This is a genomic window from Streptomyces sp. NPDC040622 (genome assembly GCF_055593965.1).
In genome coordinates, this window is the sequence record NZ_JBVIXD010000009.1 from 246383 (window position 1) to 268764 (window position 22382).

The following is a 22382-nucleotide window of genomic DNA, read 5'->3' on the forward strand; positions in this document are numbered from 1 at the left end:
CGGCTGCCGGGCGCGGCGGGGACGATCAGTGCCCCGGGACGTACCCGCGTTTCTTGTCGACCACGTTCGCGAGCGGCCTGCCCGCCTCCCACGCCTCGTACAACTCGACGAACTGGGCGCCCAGTTCGTCACGCCAGCCGATCGTGTCGCCGCTCATGTGCGGGGAGACCAGCAGCCCCGGCGCCGTCCACAGCGGGCTGTCCGCGGAGAGCGGTTCGTGCTCGAAGACGTCCAGGGCCGCGCCCGCGATCCACCGCTTGGACAGGGCCTCCACCAGATCGTCCTCGACGACGAGGGGGCCGCGCCCGATGTTGACGAACCGCGCCGACGGCTGCATGAGGCCAAAGCGCCGCGCGTCGAACATCCCGCGCGTGTCGTCCGTGAGGGGCGCCGCGCACACCACCCAGTCGGCCCTGGCCAGGAGCCGGTCGAGGTCGCCGGGCCCGTGCACCCCGGCCCGCTCGGTGCGGCCCACCAGCGCCGCGGTGATCCCGAGTGCCTCCAGCGTGGCGACGATCGCCCGGCCGATGGGGCCCGAGCCCACGACGCACGCGCGGGTACCCGCGATACGTTGCGTCTCGCGATGTCGCCAGGAGCGCTCGCGCTGGAGCTCCAGGGTGTGCGGCAGGTCCTTGCCCATGGCGAGGACGAGCGCGGCGACGTACTCGGCGATGGGCTGATCGAAGACGCCCCTGGCGTTCGTCACCAGCGTGTCGGACGCCGCGAGTTCGGGACACATCAGATGGTCCACGCCCGCGCTCGCGGTGTGCACCCAGCGGGGCCTCGGGCCGTCGCCGGGCCAGGCTCGGCGCACCGCGTCCGAACTGAAGTCCCAAACCAACAGGACGTCGGCGAGCGGGAGTTGGGCGGCCAGCGTCGCCTCGTCGGCATGCGCGACACGGGCGCGTCCGGTCAGGCTGCCCAGGCGGGGAGGGGGTGCGGGGGGTCCGGCGTCAAGGACTAGAACGGTCGGTTCGGTCATCGAGGGGAAACCGTTTCGCAATGAGATTCCGCTTCTCTGGAGAGAGGTTCGGTTCAGCCGTCTGAGATGTGCGGATTGACCACGCTCGCACCCGAACCTACCTTCGTCAACAGAGGCACTGCCGTACCGGCAGCGCGAGAAGAAGTACTGTCCGTGCGACCACTCGCACACTCTGTGTGGTACGCCCGCGCAGGCACCCCGTCCCGACGTCCCGGCGCGTCGCCGGCAATGTTCGTCCCGGCCTCCGGCCGGTCCCTGAAACCACGCTCGTACTTGGGGACTGCTCATGGACGTCTCTTTCCTCGGTGGACCGCACCCACAACGCGGTGTCGGTGTCGTCGCCCCTTTCGACTTCGCCCTCGACCGTGAACTCTGGCGCTGGATCCCGGACGAGATCTCGCTCCATCTGACCCGCACCCCCTACGTGCCCGTCGAGGTCAGCCTCGACCTGGCACGCCTGGTCAGCGAGCACGAGACGCTCGCCGAAGCGGTCCGCGCACTGACCGCCGTAGAACCCGACGTCCTCGCCTACGCCTGTACGTCGGGCAGCTTCGTCGGCGGCACCGCGGGCGAACGGGCGATGTGCGAGGCCATGACGCGCGAGGGCGAGGTCAGCTCCGTGACCACGTCGGGCGCGCTCCTGGAAGCCCTCGAAGAACTGGGCGCGCGACGCATCGCGCTCGTCACGCCCTACACCTGGTCGGTCACCCAGTCCCTGGAGGAATACCTGGCCGAGGCGGGGGTGGTCGTCACGGGCCGCGCCTACCTCGGCCTCACCCGGCACATCTGGAAGGTCCCCTACCGGGACGTGGCCGACATGGCACGCCTCGCGGTGGACGGAAGCATCGACGCCCTGTTCATCAGCTGCACGAACCTGCCGACGTACGACATCATCCCGCAACTGGAAGCGGAACTGCGGGTGCCGGTGATCTCGGCGAACCAGGTGACGATGTGGTCCGCCCTGCGTCGGCTGGGTACCCGTGCGGTAGGGCCCTACCAGGCACTGATCAATCCGTCGGCCCGGCCGGGCGCGAGTCCGCTCGACCCGCCGGCACCGCCGCAGGGCCTGCCCGAAGGACCATCCGCAGAAGGAGGAGGCTGGACGTGACGGCACTCGGATTTCTCTACCCGGGGAACTCGGCCGAGGACGACTATCCCCGCATGGAGCAGATGCTCGGCAGCGACATCCGGCTGCAGGTCGTCCACACGGACATCGGCGAGGACGCCCACCGTGTCGACGCGCTGCTGGAGATGGGCTCGGCCGAGCGGCTCGCCGCGGGCGTCGAGGAACTGCGGCTCTCCGGCGCGGAGGCGGTGGTGTGGGCGTGCACCAGCGCCAGCTTCGTCTTCGGCTGGGAGGGCGCCCACGACCAGGTCCGCAAGCTGGCCATGACGGCGGGCCTGCCCGCATCCTCTACCTCGTTCGCCTTCGTGCACGCCGTACGGGAGGTGGGCGCGGCCCGCGTGGCGGTCGCGGCGACGTATCCGGAGGACGTGGCCGGGCACTTCTCGGCCTTCCTCAAGGACGCGGGCGCCGAGGTCGTGACCTCGCGGGGGAGCGGCATCATCACGGCGGCGGAGGTCGGCACGTGGGGCCGCGACGAGGTCCTCGCGCTGGCCCGCGAGGGCGACCACCCCGACGCCGAGGCGCTGCTCCTGCCGGACACGGCCCTGCACACGGCCGCGTACGTCACGGAGCTCGAGAAGGAGCTGGGCAAGCCGGTCCTGACGGCCAATCAGGTCACGGTCTGGGAGGGCCTGCGCCTGGCCCGGCGCCGGGTGAACGCCCCGGACCTGGGCGCCCTGTTCACGAAGGAGCCGCTGGTCCAGGTCAAGGGCTGAGGCGTACGGGCCAGGGCTTTGCCGTACGGGCCAGGGCTTTGCCGTACGGGTCAGGGCTTTGGCTACGGGTCAGGGGCTGAGGATCAGTCTGACCACCGTTAACGTCTGGACCGAACCGGAGACGTAGTAGAGGACGATGGCGCCCTCGACCGTGGCCTCCCTGCGGTCGGGGTCGTCCCGTACGGGCGTGGAGCCGTGCCCGTAGGGGTCGCGGCCCACGGTGCGGGCGAGGGTGGCGCGGAAGGTGTCGGCGTCCCCCATCTTGGTCAGGGTGTCGTCGGCGGGCGGCGCGTAGGTCACGCGGTGGCCCCGGCGATGGCGAGGGCTCACGACGTGCTCCGCCTCTCGGCCTCGTCGGAGGCCAGCCGGGCGAGCCGGGCCTCGGCCTCGGGATCGGGAACGGCCTCCAGCATCCAGTGCCGCATCACGGAGTGGATCTCGTCGACACCGGCCCTGTTGATCGCCCGGTCGAACTCGGCGCGCCGCTCCTTCGGCAGGGCGGCGCGGATGTCCGGGATGGTGTTGGGCACCTCGACCTCGACTCCGTCGACGAGGGTCTTCAGGGGATCAGCCATGGTCAGCACCGTAGCCGCGCGACCGCGCCGACGTGCGGGGAATAAAACGGAGTGACCCTCCTGTTGTGCCGCGCGTACCCACGAGACGCATGTACGCAGTGCAGGAGGCACCCCAGTGACAGTGGACCCGACCGGCGACGGCACCCGTGACGACCGAGGGGCGCGACCGGACGACGACGGCATCCGCGGCGAGCGGCACGGCACCGCGCCCGTACCCCTGTCCGTGCTCGACCTGGTCACCGTCGGCGCGGGGCGCACCGCCACCGACGCGCTGCGCACCAGCGTCAAGATCGCCAAGCTGGCGGAGGCCCGCGGCTACCACCGCTACTGGGTGGCCGAGCACCACTCCATGCCCGGCGTCGCCTCCTCGTCCCCGGCCGTGATCCTCGCCCACCTCGCCGCGCACACCGGGCGCATCCGCCTCGGCTCGGGCGGCGTCATGCTGCCCAACCACGCCCCGCTCGTCATCGCCGAGCAGTTCGGCACCCTGGAGGCGATGGCCCCGGGCCGCGTCGACCTGGGCCTCGGCCGTGCCCCCGGCACCGACGGCGCCACGGCCGCCGCCCTGCGCCGCAGCGACCGCCTGAACGAGGGCGCCGACGACTTCCCGCAGCAGCTCGTCGAGCTCACCCGCTTCCTGGACGACGACTTCCCCGACGGCCACCCCTACGGGCGCATCCACGCCGTCCCCGGGCCCATCCAGGCGACCTCGCCCGGCGGCGTCCAGTCCCCGCACCGCCCGCCGCTCTGGCTGCTCGGTTCGTCCGGCTTCAGCGCCCGACTCGCCGGTGTGCTCGGCCTGCCGTTCGCCTTCGCGCACCACTTCTCCGCGCAGAACACCATCCCGGCGCTCGACCTCTACCGCGAGTCGTTCAAGCCCTCCGCGCTCCTCGACGCCCCGTACGCCCTGATCGGCGTCTCGGCGCTCGCGACCGACGACGAGAAGGAGGCCCGCCGCCAGGTCATGGCCGCGGCCCTGAACATGGTCCGCCTGCGCACCGGCCGCCCCGGCCTCGTGCCCACGCCGGAGGAGGCGGAGGCGCACGAATTCAGCGAGATGGAACGGGACTTCATCACCAGCTGGAACTCCAACGTCATCCACGGCACCGCGGACCAGGTCCGCACGGGCCTGGACGACCTGGCCAAGCGCACGGGCGCCGACGAACTGATGATCACGGGCAACGCGCACGGTGGCGACATCCGCCTGCGCTCGTACGAACTCATCGCCGACGCATACGGGTTGCCCACGGCGTAGGTGGGGGTGGTGCGCGCCCCGTAAGGGGCGCGGGGAACGGCGCGAGCAACCACGCCAGGCCGGTGGTCGCGGTCGAACCGCTGTGGGCAGACGTGTCCGCGCGGTGCGGGCTGGCGCGGGTGGGCCTGTCGGGGGCGCGGGGAACGGCGCGAGCAACCCAGTGGGGCCGGCAGCCGCCGTCGAACCGCCGTAGGCAGACGCGTCTGCGCGGTGCGGGCTGGCGCGGGTGGGCTTGTCAGGGGCGCGGGGAACGGCGCGAGCAACCCACGACGGCCGGCAGTAGCCGTCGAACCGCCGTAGGCAGACGCGTCTGCGCGGTGGCCGCGCCGGCCCGACCCGGCCCGCAGGGGGCTGGCCGCGCAGTCCCCCGCGCCCCGGGACGGGGCGCACCCCGTACCGGCCCGCCCCGCACCCCTGGAAGGGGCGCACCCCGTACCGCCCCCCCGCGCCCCTTAGGGCGCGCCCCGCAGCAACGCGGAGATACGATCCGGCGCCACGGGACGGGAGTACAGCCACCCCTGCCCCGTGTCACAGCCGATCCGACGCAAGCGCGCGGCCTGCGCCGCGGTCTCCACGCACTCCGCGGTCACCGTGAGCCCGAGCCGGTGCGCGAGCTGCACCATCGCCTCGACGATGACCTCGTCGGCGGGGTTGGTGTGCGCCTCGCCCTCCTCGTACTGGAATCCCCGGACGAAGGACCCGTCGAGCTTCAGCACGGACACCGGCAGGCGGCTCAGGTACGCGAGGTTCGAGTACCCCGTGCCGAAGTCGTCGATGGCGATCCGCACACCCATGTCGCTCAGCGCCTGCAAGGCCTGCAGCGGACGGCCGGCCGATCCCATGACGGCGGACTCCGTGAGCTCCAGCTGCAGCAGCCGCGCGGGGAGCCCGGTCTCGGCGAGGATCTCGGCGACGTCCGCGACGAGGTCCGAGTCCCAGACCTGCCGCACCGCCACGTTGACGCTGACGAACACCGGTTCGCGCTCCGGGTGTTCCAGCTGCCAGCGCCGCGCCTGCCGGCAGGCGCTCCGCAGCACCCAGCGGCCGAGCTGCACGATCGAGCCGTCCTCCTCGGCCAGCCCGATGAACCGGTTCGGTGTCAACAGGCCGAACTGCGGGTGCTGCCACCGCACCAGCGCCTCGACCCCGTGCACGCCCTCGTCGTCGAGCCCCACCAACGGCTGGTATTCCAGGACGAATTCGCCGCGCTCGACGGCGGGCCGCAGCGAACTGGCCAGCGCCTGGCGGGTCATGCGGTGCGCGTTGCGCTCGGGATCGAAGAGCGTCCAGCGCGCCTTGCCGTCCGTCTTCGCCCAGTACAGCGTGGTGTCGGCGGCCTGCATCAGCCCCGTCGTGGTGGTCCCCGCGGCCCGCCGCTCCACGACGCCGATGGACGCGGAGACGGAGAGCCGCTGCCCGGACAGGTCGAACGGCTCCTGCAGCGCCTTCAGTGCCGTCTCGGCGAGGTCCACCAGCTGGTCGGTGCCGGTCGAGTCCTCGACGAGCAGCGCGAACTCGTCGCCGCCGAGCCGCGCGACCAGCGGCGCCGGCGCCCTGCCGTACCCGGCCCTGCCGTATCCCGCCCGGTCGGCGCAGCGCGTGAGCCGCGCGGCGACGGCGGCGAGCAGCCGGTCCCCGACGCGGTGGCCCAGGGTGTCGTTGACCGCCTTGAACCCGTCGAGGTCGAGGTAGCAGAGCCCGATCCGGCCGGTGCTCGTGTCGTCGTACGTGCCCGCCTCCAGCGCGCAGGCCAGGCGCTCGAAGAAGAGGTTGCGGTTGGGCAGCCGCGTCACCGGGTCGTGCATCTGTACGTGGCGCAGCCGGGCCTGCAGCTCGCGGCGCGCGCTGATGTCGGCGACGGACAGGAGAACGGCCCCGTCCTCGCCGCGCCCCGCGGGCTCCGGCATCGGCGAGACCGTGATCTGCACCCACAGGGAGTGCCCGTCGGGGTGCTTCAGGCGCCGCGCGCAGCGCAGCCTGGCCTGCCGGCCGCGCAGCACCTCGCGGTACGCGTGCCAGGTGCGGGCGTCGGAGGTCAGGTCGACCAGCTCGGCGGCGACGCGTCCGGCGAGGGTGCCGTGGGCCGCGCCGAAGAGGTCGGCCAGGGCGTCGTTGGCGCTGATGACCAGGCCCTCGCTGTCGACGACGGCGAGGGGCAGCGGTGCGGCCGCGAAGGCTCCGCGGTAGTCGGACCGCTCGGCGGCGCGACGCTCCGTGACATCGCCACGGGTTCGGTCGGGCGCCGTGACCGTGGGGGTGGGCCCTTCGGACGTTCCGTTCACCGCTCGCTCCCGCAGTGCAGTCGTTCTCGAACAGGTCTCGTCGGGCGGCGGGCGGCCGGCGGGCGATGGTGGGGAGGCCGGGCCCGCGCTGGAAAGTGTGCCGATCATAGAGGCTGGCCAGAGGCCTGTTCCAGCCGTGCCACCGGCCCGGGGCGTGCCCGAGGCCGATGGCAGATCGTTTCTGCTCGCCGCTGAACTGGTTCCGTCGCGACTCGATCGGTTGTGACGTTCCGTGAACGGTCGGGGTGTCGTCCCCTCGCCTCGTACTCACTCGGAAGGGCCAGACAAACAGGGCGAACTTCAACAAAACATCACAGGGTGGGTGGGGTGTCCCGCATTCCGCACCCGGAGGTCGACGTGCCGCGTCAGCTCCCCCCTTGGGGACTCACCCGTGGAGGGGGGAACTCCCGTCTTCGCAGCACCGCCGCCCTGCTCACCTCCCTGACCGCGCTGGCCGCCACCTCACTGGTCGCCGGACCCGCGATCGCCGACTCCGCCGCGGGACCGTGTGCCCTGCGCCGCACCGCCGCGCACCACTCGGAGGGCCTGGACACCTGGAACAGCGCCTACCCGCGCCCGACCAGGACCCTGAACGCGGTGATGGTGTTCCTCTCCTTCCCCGACTCGCCGCCCCTGACCACTCCCGGGGAACTGGCCGCCGACTATTTTCCGGCGACCAGCCAATTCTTCGAGCGCGCCTCGTACGGAAAGTTCAAGCTGAACCCGCATCCGCGGCGCGAGTGGGTCCAGATGCCGGAGAACTCCCTCTCGTACGCCATACAGCGTGACTGGAACGCCCAGCGGCGCAGCGCCTACCTGCGCGACGCGGTGGCGGCCGCCGATCCGCACGTGGACTTCTCGCGGTACGACGTCGTCTACTTCGTCGCCGACCCGGACGCGCCCGGCGTCGACTCGGACGCCACGAAGGTCGTGAACTTCGACCGGCCGATGCGGGCCGACGGCACCGACCTGCGGCGCATCGTCACGGTCTTCGAGCGGCACCCGCCGGACCGCAACGTCCTGGCCCACGAGACCGGCCATGTGTTCGACCTGCCCGACCTGTACCACCGGCCGACCGACGGCAAGGGCGACTGGGACACCTACGTCGGGGACTGGGACGTCATGGGCAGCCAGTTCGGCCTCGCCCCCGACCTCTTCGGCTGGCACAAATGGAAGCTCGGCTGGCTGGCGCCGCGGCAGGTGCGGTGCGTGGGCGCAGGGACGGAGCGGCTGAGCCTGGACCCACTGGCGGCGCCGCGCGCCCCCGGCGCCGTCGGCGGCACCCGGCTCGCCGTGGTCCGCACCGGGCGGGGCACGGTGCTGGCCCTGGAGGCGCGCGGCTCGGTGGGCAACGACCACGCGACGTGCACGGAGGGCGTGCTCGTCTACGAGGTGCGCAACGAGACGGCGTCGGGCGGCGGCCCCGTAGAGGTCGTCGACGCCCATCCGGAGTCCGAGTCCTGCTGGGGCGAGTCGGTGTATCCGCAGCTGGCGGACGCGCCGGTGCGGGCGGGGGAGAGCTTCACGGTGCCCGGCGAGGACGTACGCGTCGAGGTCGAGGGGCGCACGGCGTCCGGGGCATGGACGGTGCAGGTCACGACGGGCTGAGGAGCCGGAGCCGGCCCGTGGGCACACGCAAGAAGCCCCTCGCTTCCGCGAGGGGCTTCTCACCGTCTGTGCGCCGCCAGGGACTCGAACCCCGGACCCGCTGATTAAGAGTCAGCTGCTCTAACCAACTGAGCTAGCGGCGCCTGCTGACGTCGTAGACCTTAGCACTCTGATCGCCGCCAGGAAAAATCGATATCCGCACGGCGGAGGAGGCCGCCGACCTGGCCGCACGCACACAGGCCCAGAGCATCACCTCGGGCCCCGGGAGCCAGGGATGCCGGGTGTCGGGGGCCACGAGCCAGCGTGATCCGAGGCGGTCGCCGGAGGCGGCGCCCGGGGTGTCCGCGGCCGTGAGCGGGGGCACGGTGACCGCGTCGCCGGTGCCGTGACAGAGCACGGAGGGGACCGCGCGGCCCCATTCCTCCCACTCCAGGAGGGCGGGCAGGCGCGAGGCGGTGCCGGGGGCGGCGAAGAGCAGGACGCGGCCCCGGTGGGCGGCCACCGGCCCCGAGCCGGGGCCGTCCTCCCATAACCGGTCGAGCATGCGGCGGCCGAAGACCGCGGGCACGCTCACCACGTCGAAGGCGGAGCCGCAGGGGAGCACGGCGGGGGCGCTCGGCCTGCTCCGCCAGAGGGCGAGGGCGCTGTGCGGATACGTTTCGGCCGAGACGAGCCAGGCGGCGCCCGCGGCGGTGACGTCACAGGCGTCGTGGGCCGGTCCCGCGGGGGGCGGGCCGAGGGGGGACCCGGTGGTGGGGGGCGGGGGTGCGGCGGTGTGGAGGGGAGTGCTGCTCATGCCGGCTACATGTACCGGTAGTGAGCGTTCCATTTCTGAGAGTTGCCGGAAACCGGGACAGCGGCGGATGGGGTGAGGTACCTTGCCCCCCTGGCATATGCCGGGCGAGGGTGATCTAGCGCTTCTCGACGCCGCCCCGCAGCAGCTCACGGCCGAACTCGATCATCTTCTTCGTGTAGTCCTCGGTCCACTCCGCGCGCTCCGCGATCAGCGCGAGCGTCAGCCGGTCGAAGCGCCGGGGATCGGCGAGCTGGGCCGCCGCGATCGCCTGGAACTCGATGGACCGGTCCGTCGCGGCGCGGAACGCGTGCGTCAGCTCCGTCGCGCGGGCCAGCAGCTCCCGCGGGTCCTCCATCGACTCCAGGTCGAAGAAGTGCTCGGGGTCGGTGCTCGCCTCCGCCGGCTCGAAGAGCAGGGGCGCGGGGCGCATGCGCTGTTCGGTCCGGGGCCGCTCGGGCTCCGCCATGGTGGATCCTCCTCGTACGGTGCGTAGCGTTCGTCCGGTGTCCGGCCGACTCTCATTCTCCCTTGCCGCGCAAGTGGGCCGGGGGCCCGTCAGGGGTGGTTGCTCGCGCAGCCCCCGCGCCCCTGACGGGGCGGCCCCTAGTGGGGCCGCCAAGTGATGCGGTGTTCCCTCAGTCGGGCCAGGACCGCGTGGTTGGCCTCCCAGCCGTCCGGGAACTTCACCGTGACGCCCAGCTGGACCGGCTCCGTGGACGGGTGGTCGTCGAGGAGCTCGCTGACCCCCGCACGGCAGACCACGACGCAGGCGTGCCGGTGGCGGGAGGCCAGGACGCAGAGGCGGCCCGTCTCCAGGTGGAAGGCCGTGGCGTCCGGGCGGCCCGAGAGCGGGTGCAGGACGACCGTCACGTCGTACTCGCGGCCCTGGAGGCGGTTGGCCGTGTCCACCGTGACGTCCGTGACGCCGAGGTCCGCGAGGGCCGCGCGCACCGCCGCCGCCTGGTCGCGGTGCGCGGTGCCCACGGCGACGCGGTCGGCGGTGAGCGGAGTGGGGTCGGGGCCGCGCTCCGAGGTGGCCGCGCCGCCGCGGTCCAGGAGGCGCCGGACGACCTGGGCGAGCGCGCGGACCGCCTCAGGGTCCGTGCGCGGCGTGTTCCGCGCGGGCAGCTCCAGCAGGCCCCAGCCCGTCTCCGCCGCCTCGTCGATCACCCGGTCGGGAGCCGAACCGTCCGACGCCACCGCGAAGCGCAGCGCCCTGTCCCCGTGGCCCGTGCCGCTGCGGAAGGGCGTGTACGGGTAGAACGCGTCCGAGACCAGGGGCGCCGCCGAGGCGGGCAGCCGCCAGGACACCGGCAGACGGTGCTGAGGCAGCTCCGGATTGTGGGCGAGCAGCGTCGACACCGCGGACGCCGAAGGGTCGTACGAAAGCCCCGCCCACTGCTCCGCGCCGACGATCGAGAACGGGTCGAGCTGCCCCGGGTCGCCCACGAACAGCGCCCGCTCGAAGAGCCCCGCCACGGCGAGCAGCGCGTCCGAACGCATCTGGTACGCCTCGTCGACGATGGCGTGCCCCCACGGCGCGTCCAGCTGGTCGGCCTTGACGTGCGCCCACTTCGCGGCCGTCGAGATGACCACGTCCAGGCCCGCCAGATCGCCCGCCTTCGTGGACTTGCGGACGTTGGCCAGGTCGTCGAGCGCCTTGTCGTACGGGTCGGGGTCGCTGCTGTGCAGCCGGCCGACCGGAAGCCCGGGATCCTTCTCGGCGAGCCGCAGGACCAGGTCGTCCACCTGCGCGTTCGTCTGCGCGATCACCATCAGCGGGTGGCCGGCTGCGGCCAGCTCGCGCGCGGCGCGGACCACGAGCGTCGACTTTCCGGCGCCGGGCGGCGAATCGACGACGACTCCGCGCTGCGTGCCGTGCAGCGTGTCGTGGAGGATCGCCGCCGTGGCACGCGCCGCCTCGGCGCCGGGGTCGAACGTGCCGCCCGCGGGCGGGGCGAGCTGCATCACAGGATGTCCTCCGCGGTCACGGGGTCGGGGAGCTCTGCGGTGGCCGTGGCGACGGCACTCCCGGCGTCAGCGGCGGCACCGGCGCTTCCGGTGTTCTCCGCGTGCTCGCCGGGCGGCCCGCCGTGTGTCCACGGCGTGGCCTCGGGGTCGGGCAGTTTGGGGCCGCCGCGCTGCTCGTGCTCGAAGAGCGTCCAGCAGATCCGGTCGCCCTTGGCGGGGACGGACCCCTGGTCGGGCTCCTTGCCCCGGCCCATCTTGTCGGTCAGGCGCAGCACGACGACGCCCTCGCCCTCGTACGCCACGAACTCGGCGCACTGCGGCTTGCCCCCGAGCGCGCGGTACACCTTCGTGCGCTCGCCCAGGTGCGGGTGGTCGTCCGTGCGGACGGTGACCAGCGGGCGCGGCCGGGGGCTCTTGGCCTCCGTGTACGCCATCACGACCTCGGTCACCTCACCGGCGAAGGCCTCGCCCGCGAGCCGGCGGCCCGCCATCACCAGGGGGTCGTCGAGGGCCTCCTGGGCGTCCAGGCGGGCCTGTTCACGCTCGCGCGCGGCCAGTTTGCCGGCCGCCGTGACGGCGTCGTCGACGCGCGGCTGCGGGGGCTCGCCCGCCGTCACGCGGTCGCGGTGGCCGGTGAACGACCAGCGGTCGCGGGTCCACCGGTCGGGGGCGTGCGCGGCCTCGGGGAGCGTGCACAGGGCGTCGAGGCCGCGCCACACGGCGTCCCAGGTGGGGCGGGTCCTGCTGTCGATCAGGGCGTGGATCTCCCGCTCGGCGGCGGTCAGCGCGCCCAGCCGCTCGTCGGCCTCGACGCCGTCCTCGGCGGCCGCGAGGGCGGTGCGCGCGCGGTCGTAGCGCTCCATGGCGGGGGCGAGCAGGTCGTTGTCGAACGCCGGGTCGGTGGCCGGTCCCGCGGGCGGGCACAGCAGCTGCCCCTGCCCGTCGCGGGCCAGCTCGGCGCGGAGCGCGGCCTCGGCGCCCGAGGTGCCCTCCGGGGCCTCGATCCAGGCGAGCAGGGCGCCCAGGTGCTGGTCCTCCAGGCTGGACTGGCCCGTCGCCCAGTGCCGGGAGAGCAGCTCGGTCATGGCGGTGAGCAGGGACGATCCCGGGACGCGTGCGCGCTCTGCGAAGTGCGTCAGCCAGCGGCCGAGGAGGGGCACGCGGGGCGGGGCCGGGTAGGGCGTTTCGGGGTCCTGTTCGGCGGTGCGGCGAAAGCGCATGGAACGGCCCAGGAGCCGCACGAACTCGATGCCCGCGCGGCTCGGGACGATCAGCTGCGGGGCGTCCGAGCAGAGCTCGACCTCGACCTTGACGCGCTTGCCGGTCTCCGGGTCGGTCTCGTTGCGCTCGGCGGCCTCGACGTCGTGCGCGAACGAGTCGACGTACGGCAGGACGATCTCGGCGAGCTCCGCGAGGAAGGCGAAGCGCTGGTCGCGGTCGCGGGGCTGCGGCACGGCCAGGAGCCGGGGCGAGGTCCGTTCGGTCCCCACGAGGGCGCCGAGCGGCGCGCCCGCCTCACCCGCGGTGATGAGCGGCACGAGGACGAGGGGCCGCTGCGAGACGTGCCGGTGCCGGACCGTGGCCCTGGGCCGCGCCCGCCCCGTGGTGGCCGCCTCCAGACGGGCCAGACTGTCGATCAACGACATGGACGGACCTCCAGTGCCGGGTGCGTCGGGCAGAAGGACGGGTGGGTGGGAGAAACCCGCCGCGAAGCGGCGACCCGCACCCCGAGCCCCCACGACCGGCTGCGATCCCGTCCCCGCCGGGAGGTGACCCACGCGCGGTTCAGCATGCGGATCCCCCTGAGGCGCCCACGCCGGACAACGCCTCGCTGCGCAGCCCCGCCGCCCTGCGCAGCGCCGCCACCGCCGGGTCCGCGGGGTCGCCCGCCGTGCCCGCGGCCGCCGCCAGGACCTCGCCGATGGTCGTCAGACCGCCCAGCTCGCCGCGGATCGCGCGGCCCAGGGACGTCACCTCGCCCTCGTCGCGGGCCCGGTCGCGGCAGTGGAAGGCCAGCTCGCAGGCGGCCAGGCACTCGGGTGCGTACGTCGCGGGGACCGACTCGACCGCCTCCGTCAGCTCGGCGGCCGGGCGCCGCACGTCGAACGTCGTGCCCGGCGGCAGCTCCGCTGCGATGTCCTCGACGCGGGTCAGGCGGTCCAGCTGGCGCCGGGTCACCGAGAGCTGCTTGCGGACGTCGATCGCGGAGGCCGTGGGGAGGTTCGAGAAGTCCTTGGGGCAGACCAGGAGGACGTGGTGGCGGACGTGGGGAGCCGGGTCCATGCGCTCGGCGACCCGCTCGAGGGCCAGCGCGTACACCGCGGACTGCCGGGCGGCCGCGCCGACCTTCGCCGCGTCCGCCGAACCGTCGATCATCGGGAAGGACTTGATCTCGACGACCGTCCAGGTGCCGTCCGGATGGACCACCACCGCGTCCGGCTCGAGGAAGGCGGGCGTGCCCGCGACGTCCAGGGCCAGCATGGGGTGGTCAAGGAGCGTCCAGCCGCCGGATCCGGTGGCCTCCCGCAGGGCGAGCGCGGTGCGTGCGGCGCGGCCCTCGGGGCCTGCCGCCGACAGGTCGGGCACGGCGGCCTCGCCCGGCACGGGCTCGGGCCCGCCGCCCAGGCGGCTGTGGGTCAGGCGCAGCAGCTCGGCGCCGCCGTCGGCCTTGACCCGCGCCTCGAAGGCGTTGCCCCGCATGAACGCGAACTGGGACTGGCCGAAGCCGGAGGGCGAGCCCAGGGTCTGTGCGAGCGCCGTCTTGTCCACGCCCGCGCCGTCGAGCAGCGCGCGGCGTCTGCACCCGGGGTTGGCCGCGAGGGCGGCCAGGGCACGGGCGTCCAGCGGGCGCGGGGGAAGGTCCGCGCCGCGCAGCTCAGTGAGCCGGTGCCGGAGCGCCGTCACCGGCGTCCGCGGGTCTGGCGGCGTCGGCCGGCCGGGCACTCGACTCGGCGCCGGGGGTGGCACTTTGCTTGCGCTGTCGGGGGATTCGCTCACCCGTCGAAGTCTGGCACCCGGCACTGACAATCGTGGACTCTGTGGCGGACGAGGGTGTGGAGGCCGACAGGAAACGGGCCCGCAGCCGGTTCGTCACGGGGTCCGCGAGCCGCTGCACGGGCCGTACGAGCAGGAATCCCACGCCCATCACGGCGGCGCCCGCGAGCGCGTCGAAGAAGTAGTGGTTGGCGGTGCCCATCACGACGATCGTGGTGATGAGCGGGTAGGCGACGGCGGCCACCCTGGTCAGCGGCGAGCGTCCGTACCGCCACAGGACGACACCGCACCACAGCGCCCATCCCACGTGCAGGCTGGGCATCGCCGCGTACTGGTTGGTCATTCCGCCGAGGCCGCGGGGCGCGCTCGCCTCGCCGCCCCACCAGCCGTAGTCGCTGTACTGCGCCATGGTGTCGACGAAGCCGTGGCCCTTGCTGAGCAGCCGGGGCGGGCAGGTCGGCAGGAGCGTGAAGCCGATCAGGCCGATCATGGTGGAGACCATCAGCCACGCGCGGGCCGCGCGGTAGTGGACCGCGCGGCTGCGGAAGAGCCAGACCAGGACGGCGGGCGTGACGAGGTAGTGCAGCGAGGCGTACCAGAAGTCCGCGGGCACGCCGATCCAGGCGTTGGCGGTGAAGAGGCGGTTCAGCGGGCTCTCCGCGTCGAGCCGCAGGAACTGCTCGACCTTGAGGATTCCCACGCCGTGGTCGACCGCACTGGCGACGTCGCCGCGCACGATCAGCCGGCCCGCCGAGTACGCCGCGTACACCAGCACGATCAGCGGCAGCTCGGTCCACCAGCGGAGCCGGTGCCCGGTTATGCCCGTGGTGCCCGGCACGTCGGTCTTCGGCATCCGGTCGGTCCCCCATCGTCTCTGTTCATGCGGTGTACGCCGCCGCCACACTTTACGGCCCACGCGGGGGACGTCGAGGCGTCCCCCGGTCGTCTTAGACGCAGAGATCCGCGACCGGGTTGCCAGTACGGACGAGCCCTCCGTCACAGGTGGGTGATGATGGAGGGGGCGGGCGACCACTGTCCGCACAAAGCAACAAAAGTCCCTCTCGGCACGTGTGGCCGAACGGACATGTGTACGAGTTGGAGAGATTCCATGGCACCCCGCATCCTGCTGGCCCGGCACGGACAGACGGAATGGTCACTGTCCGGGAAGCACACCGGCAGGACCGACATCCCTCTCCTGGACGAGGGCCGGCGCGGCGCCAAGCTCCTGGGCGAGCGGCTGCACCGCGCGCCGTACGACGGCCTCCCGGACGTGGAGGTGCGCACCAGCCCGCTCTCCCGCGCGCGGGAGACCTGCGAGATCGCCGGTTTCGGTGACCGTGCCACCGCGTGGGACGCGCTCATGGAGTTCGACTACGGGGCGTACGACGGCATGACGCCCGCCGACATCCAGGCGATCCGGCCCGGCTGGTTCATCTGGCGCGACGGTGTCCCCGAGGGCGAGACGCTGGCGCAGGTCTCCGCGCGCGCGGACGAGGTGGTGGAGTGGGCCAGGAGCGCCGACCGCGACGTGCTGGTCTTCGCGCACGGCCACATCCTGCGGGTCATCGGCGCGCGCTGGCTGGGTCTCGGCATCGAGTTCGCCGCCCGCGTCCGCCTGAACCCGACGTCCCTCTCGGTCCTCGGCTGGGCCTACGGAGAGCCCGCCATCGAGACGTGGAACGAGACGGGTCACCTCTCCTAGGGCCTGTCGTCCGCCCCTGCCGCGCGCGATCACCCCCCCCGCACGGTCAGCCCCCGCACGGTCAGACGGCGCGCGGCAGACAGGCGTGCCCTTCCAGGAACTCGCTCACCTCGGGGGTGCTGCGGTGCGGCAGGAGCACCCGCGCCGTCGTGGCGAGCATCGACTGGATGCGGGAGGACTGCACCTCGCCGAGGAGCGCGAGCACCCGCAGCCCCGCCGTCGCGGCCTCCTCGGGGCGCCCCGCGCGGGCCAGGTCGTCGGCGAGCTCGGCGGTGTAGAGCGCGATGTTCCGGGTGAACTGCGGGGTCTGCGAGGCCGCCGTGGCCGCGGCGAGCCGCGCGTGTCCCGCGGCCCGCGCCCACTCGCCGAGCGCCGACCAGCACTGCGCCTCCAGTCCTGCCAGCTCCGCCGGGCCGTAGAAGCTCATCCACTCCGGGTCGCCGTCGCACGCCCCGCGGGCGAAGAGGCCGTGGGCGCGGGTCAGCGCCTGCTCGCAGCCCACGCGGTCGCCGAGCCCCGCCCAGCCCCCGGCCTCCCGCAGCGCGATGAGCGAGAGCAGCCGCGGTGAACCGAGGTTGCGGGCGGCGCGCGTGGCCGCCTGGGCCGCCCGCACCGCCTCCCGGGGGCGTCCCGCGTCCCGGGCCAGGAAGGCGGTGTTGCAGAAGGCGTGTGCCTCCAGGGCGGCGTCGCCGGAGACCCGGGCGGTGGCCAAGGCCTCCGCGTAGTGCGAGCGGGCGTCGTCGAAGCGCCCGGAGTCGTGGGCCAGCCAGCCGACGGAGATGGCCAGTTCGCCGGCGCCCGCGTGCAGCCGGTCCGAGGTGGACTGGCGGGTGGTGGTCCCCGCGTCGAGCAGGGTGAAGGCGGTGCGCAGCGGGGCGGACGCGCGCCGGTAGAGGCCGTCGGCGCCGTGCCGGTCGTCGAGCAGGCGGATCTTGCGCACGGCCTCCTCGACCGCGCCGACCTCGGCTTCCCCGACGCGCCGCCCGCGCAGCGCGGCGGCCTCCGCGGGGCCGCCCAGGGTGAGCCCGATGGGCCCCAGGGCGGCGGCCACGGTGGCCGTGGAGCCGGTCATGAACGCGCGACGCTGCACGTCGCTCTCCTCGTGGGTCTGGACCGCGTACGGATCGCAGACGCGGGGGTCGGACCCGGACGGATGGGACTCGTACAAGTGGATCGTGGTCGGTTGGTGGAACGTGGTGCCGGTGTGGAGCGTGCCGTGGCCCGGGGGCGCGTCGGTGTCGCCGCGCGCGCCCCGTCCGCGCACCAGGGCGCGGGGGGCGAATCCCAGGTCCGTCAGCGTCCGGCCCGGGAACATGTGCAGGAACACGCGTTCGTAGGCGTAGTTGGGGCAGCGGATCTCGCCCGCCTCCACCCGCCCGATGTAGCGCGCGTCGCAGCTGACCCGTTCGTCGATCTCACGGGCGGCCCGCCGGACCGCCGAGGCGAACTCGCCCGGTGAGCGCTGTCCGCGGAGCTGTCGGAAGGCAAGGTTCGGTCGTGGGGACTGAGTTGACGATGCCATCGGGGAGGACGCCATGGCCGGACCCTCTCGTACGGATCATGCCGGACCGTGCTCACGCTCGCGCACTCGATGCCGCGCCCACGCACGTGCTCTCGTGGGGCTGCCCCTGTTCCGGCGGAGCACGAACGTACCCGCTGTGACGGGTCCGGCACGCGGAGTTTGGCTACAAACGGGATATCTCACCCGAGATCCGCCATGAACTGCCATCCTTTGCGGCGGCGTGCCGCAGTGCCTGTTGACGCCGACGCGCGTTGGACAACGAGGAGCGGGAGCCGGGCGGCTGTCGCACTGCGAGGAGGGGTCCCCTTGTTGGAGATCGGCACGAAGAACAGCGACTCCCGTACGGACAGCGGTGCGTCCCCGGCGGCTCCCGCGTCCCTGACGACGGCGCGCCACCGGCCCACCCAGGACCACAGCGCCCCGCCCCCCGGCGCGGCGCCCTGCGACGACGAGTGCTGCGACCTGGTGACGGTGCCGGCCAGGCAGGGCCTCGAAGCCGTCGACATCCTGCGCCGCGGGGCGGGCGACACCGTCGGCCCCGTGCTGCACGACGGGGGCTGCGACACCCTCGGCTTCCTCGTGCCGCCCGGCACCGCCGACGGCTGGGACCTGCCGGGCAGCGCCTGCACCCAGACCTTCGGGCGCGGCATGAGCGTGTACACGGACCCCGATCCCGGGCCCGTCGTCCCCGAGCCGCCGGTCGCCGGCACCGGCTGGCTCCTGCCGCCCGGCGAGAGCGACCCCCTCACCGACCCGGCCGTCCTGCGGGCCGCGCTCGGCCAGGCCGCCCGCACCATCGAGGCCGCCGACAACTGCCGCTGAGCGACCCCCGCGCGATCTCGCACGACCCCGCGTCCCTGCCCCCGCACGGCCCCCGCACCGCCGTCGGGCCGCTTCCTCCCCGGACGCGGATAATGGCCTGATGGCTAGGAACAAGCGGTCCCGGGAAGCGCGGGAGGCCGTCGTCGAGAAGGTGGACGGCGGACTCGCCGAACTCATGCCGGACCGGGACAGGCCGCGCGCCTGGACGCTGCTCGTGGACGGCGCCCCGCAGTCCCACGTCGACCTCGACGACCCCACGCACCTCGACTTCGAGTACCAGCGCAGACTCGGCCACATCGCCGACCTCGTGGCCCCGCCCGGCAAGCCGGTCCACGCCGTGCACCTCGGCGGCGGCGCCTTCACCCTCGCCCGCTACACAGCCGCGACCCGCCCCCGCTCCACCCAGCAGGTCGTCGAGCGTGACACCGCCCTGATCCAACTCGTCCGCCGGGAAATGCCGTTGGACCCCCAGGCGCGGATACGGGTGCGCGGCACCGACGCCCGCGAGGGCCTCGCCAAGATCGCCGACGGCTGGGCGGACCTCGTCATCGCCGACGTCTTCAGCGGGGCCCGCACCCCCGCGCACCTGACCAGCACGGAATTCCTCACCGACGTCCGCAGGGTCCTGAAGCCCGGCGGGTACTACGCGGCCAACCTCGCCGACGGCCCGCCACTGGCCCACCTGCGCGGCCAACTCGCCACCGCCGCCGCGCTCTTCCCCGAACTCGCCCTCGTCGCCGACCCCGCCGTCCTGCGCGGCAAACGCTTCGGCAACGCCGTGCTGCTCGGCTCCGACCGCGCGCTGCCCGTCGCCGAACTGACCCGGCGCTGCGCGGGCGACCCGCACCCCGGCAGGGTCGAACACGGCCGCGGGCTCGCGGGCTTCAGCGGGGGAGCGGCGGCCGTCACGGACGCCGCCGCGGTCGCCTCACCCGCGCCGCCGCCCTCGGTCTTCCGCTGACGGCCGACGCCGTCACGCAGTGCTTCCGCACGCCCGCACGTCGATACGTCAGTATGTGTCGATCTGTACCCGCGGTGCCGTGTCGTGCCAGGTGCAGAAGACCGAGACCTGGGCCGCGCCTGCCGTGAACTCCACACGGATCCACGTGCCCTGCTTCCACGTCTGCACCGACCAGCCTGCCGCCGGGGTCGCCGAGACCAGCGTCGCGGAGTCCTTCGCGAGATCGAAGACGACCCGGCCGCCGTCCGTGTTGTAGCTCTTGACCGTGCCGGTGCTGGAACTGGTGGGCGGGGGCGAGGTGCGCCTGCCCGAGGGTGTTCCGGACGGTTCGGGGGCTTTCGGGGACTTCGACGGCTTGTGGGACGTGGTGGGCTTTTCGGCCGGTGACGACTCGGGGCGGTGCGTCGAGGAGGCCTGTGGCTCCGCGCGGTCCTGGCCGCCGTCGTCGGCCGCCAGCGGCAGGGCGCGCGGCGGGTCGTAGGCCGTGCCCGACATCACCGTGTGGACGCCCCACCAGGAGAGCGTGACCGCCGCGCCGGTGGCGAGCGACCAGGCGATTCCGTGTACGAGTCCTCTGTGCATCGCGGGCCATACTGCACCACGCCGCGCGCCCCTGTCCCGCCGGGCATCCGCACATCTGCACGCAGGGGGAGCCCGCGTACCGGAGAGGACCGCGTTCCTCCGTATGGCGTACGGTGCCGCCCATGGCAAGTGTGCTCGTCGTCGAGGATGACCAGTTCGTACGCTCCGCCCTCATCCGGCACCTGACCGAGGCGTCGCACACCGTGCGCAGCGTCGGCACGGCCCTGGAGGCGCTGCGCGAGGTCGCCCATTTCCGTTTTGACGTGGTGATCCTGGATCTCGGCCTGCCCGACCTCGACGGGTCGGAGGCGCTGAAGATGCTCCGCGGCATCACGGACGTCCCCGTGATCATCGCGACCGCGCGGGACGACGAGGCGGAGGTCGTCCGGCTCCTGAACGACGGCGCCGACGACTACCTCACCAAACCGTTCTCCGTCGAGCACCTCTCGGCCCGGATGGCCGCCGTGCTGCGCCGTGCGCGCGTCACCGCCGGCGAGGCGCCGCCCAGCAACGTGCTCCAGGTCGGCGGGCTCTCCATCGACCCGCTGCGGCGCCAGGCCGAGCTGGACGGGGCGCGGCTCGACCTGACCCGGCGCGAGTTCGACCTCCTCGCCTTCCTCGCCGGGCGGCCCGGCGTCGTCGTGCCCCGCAAGGAGCTGCTCGCCGAGGTCTGGCAGCAGTCGTACGGCGACGACCAGACCATCGACGTACATCTGTCGTGGCTGCGGCGGAAACTGGGCGAAACGGCCGCGCGCCCGCGCTACCTGCACACCCTGCGCGGGGTCGGCGTGAAGCTGGAGCCACCGCTGCCGGAGCCACCGCTGTGAGGTGGGCGCTCGTCAAGGTCTGCCTGGCCGTCACGACGATGGTCGTGGTCGCCTTCGCGGTGCCGCTCGGCCTCGTCGTCAAGGAGATGGCGAGGGACCGCGCCATCTCCAACGCGGAACGGCACGGCGCGGGCATGGGCCCCACCCTCTCCATCACCACCGACCGGGGAGAGCTCACCCGGGCCGTCGCCTCGTCCGAGGCGGGCGGCGACGGGCGGATGGCCGTGTACGTCCCCGCCGTCGACAAGGCCCCCGCGTTCGAGGTCGGCGACCCGCGGGCCGAGGCGCGGGCCGTGGAGGCCACCCGCAAGGAGGGCCGGGCCAGGACCGCCGAGGTGCCCGGCGGCTTCGTGGTCCTGCAGCCCACCGCGCTCAGCTCGGGCACGGCGGTCGTCGAGATATTCGTCCCCGAGGCCGAGGTCAGCAACGGCGTGACCACGGCGTGGGTGGTCCTCGCGGGCGTCGGCATCGCGCTGGTCATCGGCTCGGTGGCGGTCGCGGACCGGCTGGGCGTACGCATGGTCCAGCCCGCCAAACGCCTGGTGGGCGCCGCCCACGACCTCGGCGAGGGCAAGCTCGGGGCGCGGGTCCCCGAGGAAGGGCCCACCGAACTGCGCCTGGCCGCCGTCGCGTTCAACTCGATGGCCGACCAGGTCGTCCAACTCCTCGCCAACGAAAGGGAACTGGCCGCCGACCTCTCCCACCGGCTGCGCACGCCCCTGACCGTCCTGCGGCTCAACGCGGCCTCGCTCGGCGAAGGACCGGCCGCCGAGCAGACCCGCACGGCCGTCGAGACGCTGGAGCGCGAGGTCGACACGATCATCCGCACCGCGCGCGACGCCAAACCGCAGACCGCGACGGTCGGCCCGGGAACGGGCTGCGACGCGGCCGAGGTGATCCGTGACCGGATGGCCTTCTGGTCGGCGCTCGCCGAGGACGAGGGGCGCGAGGTCCGCGTGGCGGGCGTCGAACGCCCGGTCCGCATACCCGTGGCCCGACCCGAACTCGTCGCCGCGCTCGACGCGTTGCTCGGCAACGTCTTCCGGCACACGCGTGAGGGCACGGCGTTCGCGGTGGACGTGCACAGCGGCGAGGACGCGGTGATCGTCCTGGTCTCCGACGCGGGCGCGGGCATCGCCGACCCCGAGGCCGCGCTGGCGCGGGGCGCGGGCTCCGGGGAGGACGGGTCGACGGGGCTCGGCCTGGACATCGTGCGCCGCCTCGCCGAGTCGACGGGCGGCGACGTCCGGGTGGGCAGCTCGGTGCTCGGCGGCACGGAGGTTCGCATCTGGATCCAGCTGGACTCCCGCGGGCCGGGGGAGGGGCGGCGCGGCCATCGCGGTCCGACGGTCCGCCGTCGCCGGCGGGCACCCAGCGCGGGCTGAGCGGTCTTTCCCCGGGGGTCTTTGCTCGGGTGCGGGTGCGGGTGCGGGTGCGGGTGCGGGTGCGGGTGCGCGTGCGCGTGCGCCGTGGCTTGTGGCCCCACGCGGGCGGAGCCGCACATGTGACAGCCCCGCGCCCCTGAAATCCCCCCCCGCATCGGACGATCGAGTCCCCAAACAGGGCGCGGGCGAGTGCCTTTGGGGTGCGGGGAACCGCGCGAGCAACCACGACGCACCCGCACCCGACGACGACCTTTAACCACCCCCGATCCCTCCCTT

The 22382-nt window shown here is 73.5% G+C and carries 21 protein-coding genes and 1 tRNA gene; 9 read left to right on the forward strand and 13 right to left on the reverse strand.

The annotated features are described in order from the left end of the window. Positions 1–25: 25 nt before the first annotated feature. Positions 26–982, reverse strand: a complete 957-nt coding sequence (locus tag ACZ592_RS26780; RefSeq protein ID WP_471584185.1) for a D-2-hydroxyacid dehydrogenase — start codon at positions 980–982, stop codon at positions 26–28. A 286-nt stretch (positions 983–1268) separates the two neighbouring features. Here ACZ592_RS26780 and ACZ592_RS26785 point away from each other — a divergent pair, with 286 nt between their 5' ends. Together ACZ592_RS26785 and ACZ592_RS26790 are read left to right on the forward strand one after the other, a co-directional pair. Further along, entirely contained in the window at positions 1269–2090 is an 822-nt protein-coding gene (locus ACZ592_RS26785) for a maleate cis-trans isomerase family protein (RefSeq protein ID WP_471584186.1), read from the forward strand. Continuing rightward, positions 2087–2824: a maleate cis-trans isomerase family protein gene (locus tag ACZ592_RS26790; RefSeq protein WP_471584187.1), complete on the forward strand. Its 738-nt coding sequence runs from the start codon at positions 2087–2089 to the stop codon at positions 2822–2824. Before ACZ592_RS26785 ends, ACZ592_RS26790 begins: the two co-directional genes overlap by 4 nt. A 69-nt stretch (positions 2825–2893) precedes the next feature. Here ACZ592_RS26790 and ACZ592_RS26795 read toward each other — a convergent pair whose 3' ends face one another. Continuing rightward, complete coding sequence (locus tag ACZ592_RS26795; protein WP_471584400.1) at positions 2894–3085, reverse strand: hypothetical protein; 192 nt, start codon at positions 3083–3085, stop codon at positions 2894–2896. A 65-nt stretch (positions 3086–3150) separates the two neighbouring features. Beyond that, complete coding sequence (locus ACZ592_RS26800) at positions 3151–3399, reverse strand: hypothetical protein (protein WP_471584188.1); 249 nt, start codon at positions 3397–3399, stop codon at positions 3151–3153. A gap of 121 nt (positions 3400–3520) precedes the next feature. Here ACZ592_RS26800 and ACZ592_RS26805 point away from each other — a divergent pair, with 121 nt between their 5' ends. Next, positions 3521–4654, forward strand: coding sequence for an LLM class flavin-dependent oxidoreductase (locus ACZ592_RS26805; protein WP_471584401.1), 1134 nt, complete (start codon positions 3521–3523; stop codon positions 4652–4654). A 452-nt stretch (positions 4655–5106) separates the two neighbouring features. Here the strand turns inward: ACZ592_RS26805 and ACZ592_RS26810 are convergent, their stop codons facing one another. Further along, positions 5107–6936, reverse strand: coding sequence for a putative bifunctional diguanylate cyclase/phosphodiesterase (locus tag ACZ592_RS26810; protein ID WP_471584189.1), 1830 nt, complete (start codon positions 6934–6936; stop codon positions 5107–5109). Between the two features lie 327 nt (positions 6937–7263). On the opposite strand from ACZ592_RS26810, the gene ACZ592_RS26815 reads away from it, so the two are divergent. Continuing rightward, complete coding sequence (locus ACZ592_RS26815; RefSeq protein WP_471584190.1) at positions 7264–8544, forward strand: M6 family metalloprotease domain-containing protein; 1281 nt, start codon at positions 7264–7266, stop codon at positions 8542–8544. A gap of 69 nt (positions 8545–8613) precedes the next feature. Here the strand turns inward: ACZ592_RS26815 and ACZ592_RS26820 are convergent. The 7 genes from ACZ592_RS26820 to ACZ592_RS26850 form a co-directional block, all read right to left on the reverse strand. Continuing rightward, positions 8614–8687: transfer RNA gene (locus tag ACZ592_RS26820), tRNA-Lys, on the reverse strand. Further along, positions 8678–9340, reverse strand: a complete 663-nt coding sequence (locus tag ACZ592_RS26825) for a bifunctional DNA primase/polymerase (protein ID WP_471584191.1) — start codon at positions 9338–9340, stop codon at positions 8678–8680. Before ACZ592_RS26825 ends, ACZ592_RS26820 begins: the two co-directional genes overlap by 10 nt. Before the next feature lie 115 nt (positions 9341–9455). Continuing rightward, a complete protein-coding gene (locus ACZ592_RS26830; RefSeq protein ID WP_471584192.1) occupies positions 9456–9806 on the reverse strand; it encodes a hypothetical protein in 351 nt (116 codons plus the stop codon). A 137-nt stretch (positions 9807–9943) separates the two neighbouring features. Next, positions 9944–11308, reverse strand: coding sequence for an AAA family ATPase (locus tag ACZ592_RS26835; protein WP_471584193.1), 1365 nt, complete (start codon positions 11306–11308; stop codon positions 9944–9946). Continuing rightward, positions 11308–12957, reverse strand: coding sequence for a hypothetical protein (locus ACZ592_RS26840; RefSeq protein ID WP_471584194.1), 1650 nt, complete (start codon positions 12955–12957; stop codon positions 11308–11310). Before ACZ592_RS26840 ends, ACZ592_RS26835 begins: the two co-directional genes overlap by 1 nt. Before the next feature lie 139 nt (positions 12958–13096). Next, positions 13097–14278 carry a hypothetical protein gene (locus ACZ592_RS26845; protein WP_471584195.1) on the reverse strand — a complete coding sequence of 394 codons (1182 nt, stop codon included), beginning with the start codon at positions 14276–14278 and terminating at the stop codon, positions 13097–13099. Beyond that, positions 14187–15158, reverse strand: coding sequence for a phosphatase PAP2 family protein (locus tag ACZ592_RS26850; RefSeq protein ID WP_471584196.1), 972 nt, complete (start codon positions 15156–15158; stop codon positions 14187–14189). Before ACZ592_RS26850 ends, ACZ592_RS26845 begins: the two co-directional genes overlap by 92 nt. 255 nt (positions 15159–15413) lie before the next feature. On the opposite strand from ACZ592_RS26850, the gene ACZ592_RS26855 reads away from it, so the two are divergent. Then, positions 15414–16007, forward strand: a complete 594-nt coding sequence (locus ACZ592_RS26855) for a histidine phosphatase family protein (protein WP_471584197.1) — start codon at positions 15414–15416, stop codon at positions 16005–16007. 61 nt (positions 16008–16068) lie between these two features. Here ACZ592_RS26855 and ACZ592_RS26860 read toward each other — a convergent pair whose 3' ends face one another. Next, positions 16069–17544, reverse strand: coding sequence for a tetratricopeptide repeat protein (locus tag ACZ592_RS26860; RefSeq protein WP_471584198.1), 1476 nt, complete (start codon positions 17542–17544; stop codon positions 16069–16071). A 294-nt stretch (positions 17545–17838) separates the two neighbouring features. Here ACZ592_RS26860 and ACZ592_RS26865 point away from each other — a divergent pair, with 294 nt between their 5' ends. Then, a complete protein-coding gene (locus ACZ592_RS26865; protein ID WP_471584402.1) occupies positions 17839–18351 on the forward strand; it encodes a hypothetical protein in 513 nt (170 codons plus the stop codon). A 100-nt stretch (positions 18352–18451) separates the two neighbouring features. Next, on the forward strand, positions 18452–19312 hold the full coding sequence (locus tag ACZ592_RS26870; protein ID WP_471584199.1) for a spermidine synthase: 861 nt from the start codon (positions 18452–18454) through the stop codon (positions 19310–19312). A gap of 48 nt (positions 19313–19360) precedes the next feature. On the opposite strand, the gene ACZ592_RS26875 is transcribed toward ACZ592_RS26870, so the two are convergent. Beyond that, positions 19361–19894, reverse strand: a complete 534-nt coding sequence (locus tag ACZ592_RS26875; protein WP_471584200.1) for a hypothetical protein — start codon at positions 19892–19894, stop codon at positions 19361–19363. Positions 19895–20016: 122 nt separating this feature from the next. Here ACZ592_RS26875 and ACZ592_RS26880 point away from each other — a divergent pair, with 122 nt between their 5' ends. Next, on the forward strand, positions 20017–20721 hold the full coding sequence (locus tag ACZ592_RS26880) for a response regulator transcription factor (RefSeq protein ID WP_471584201.1): 705 nt from the start codon (positions 20017–20019) through the stop codon (positions 20719–20721). Beyond that, positions 20718–22106, forward strand: coding sequence for a sensor histidine kinase (locus ACZ592_RS26885; protein WP_471584202.1), 1389 nt, complete (start codon positions 20718–20720; stop codon positions 22104–22106). The genes ACZ592_RS26880 and ACZ592_RS26885 overlap by 4 nt, the downstream gene beginning before the upstream one ends. Positions 22107–22382: the final 276 nt, after the last annotated feature.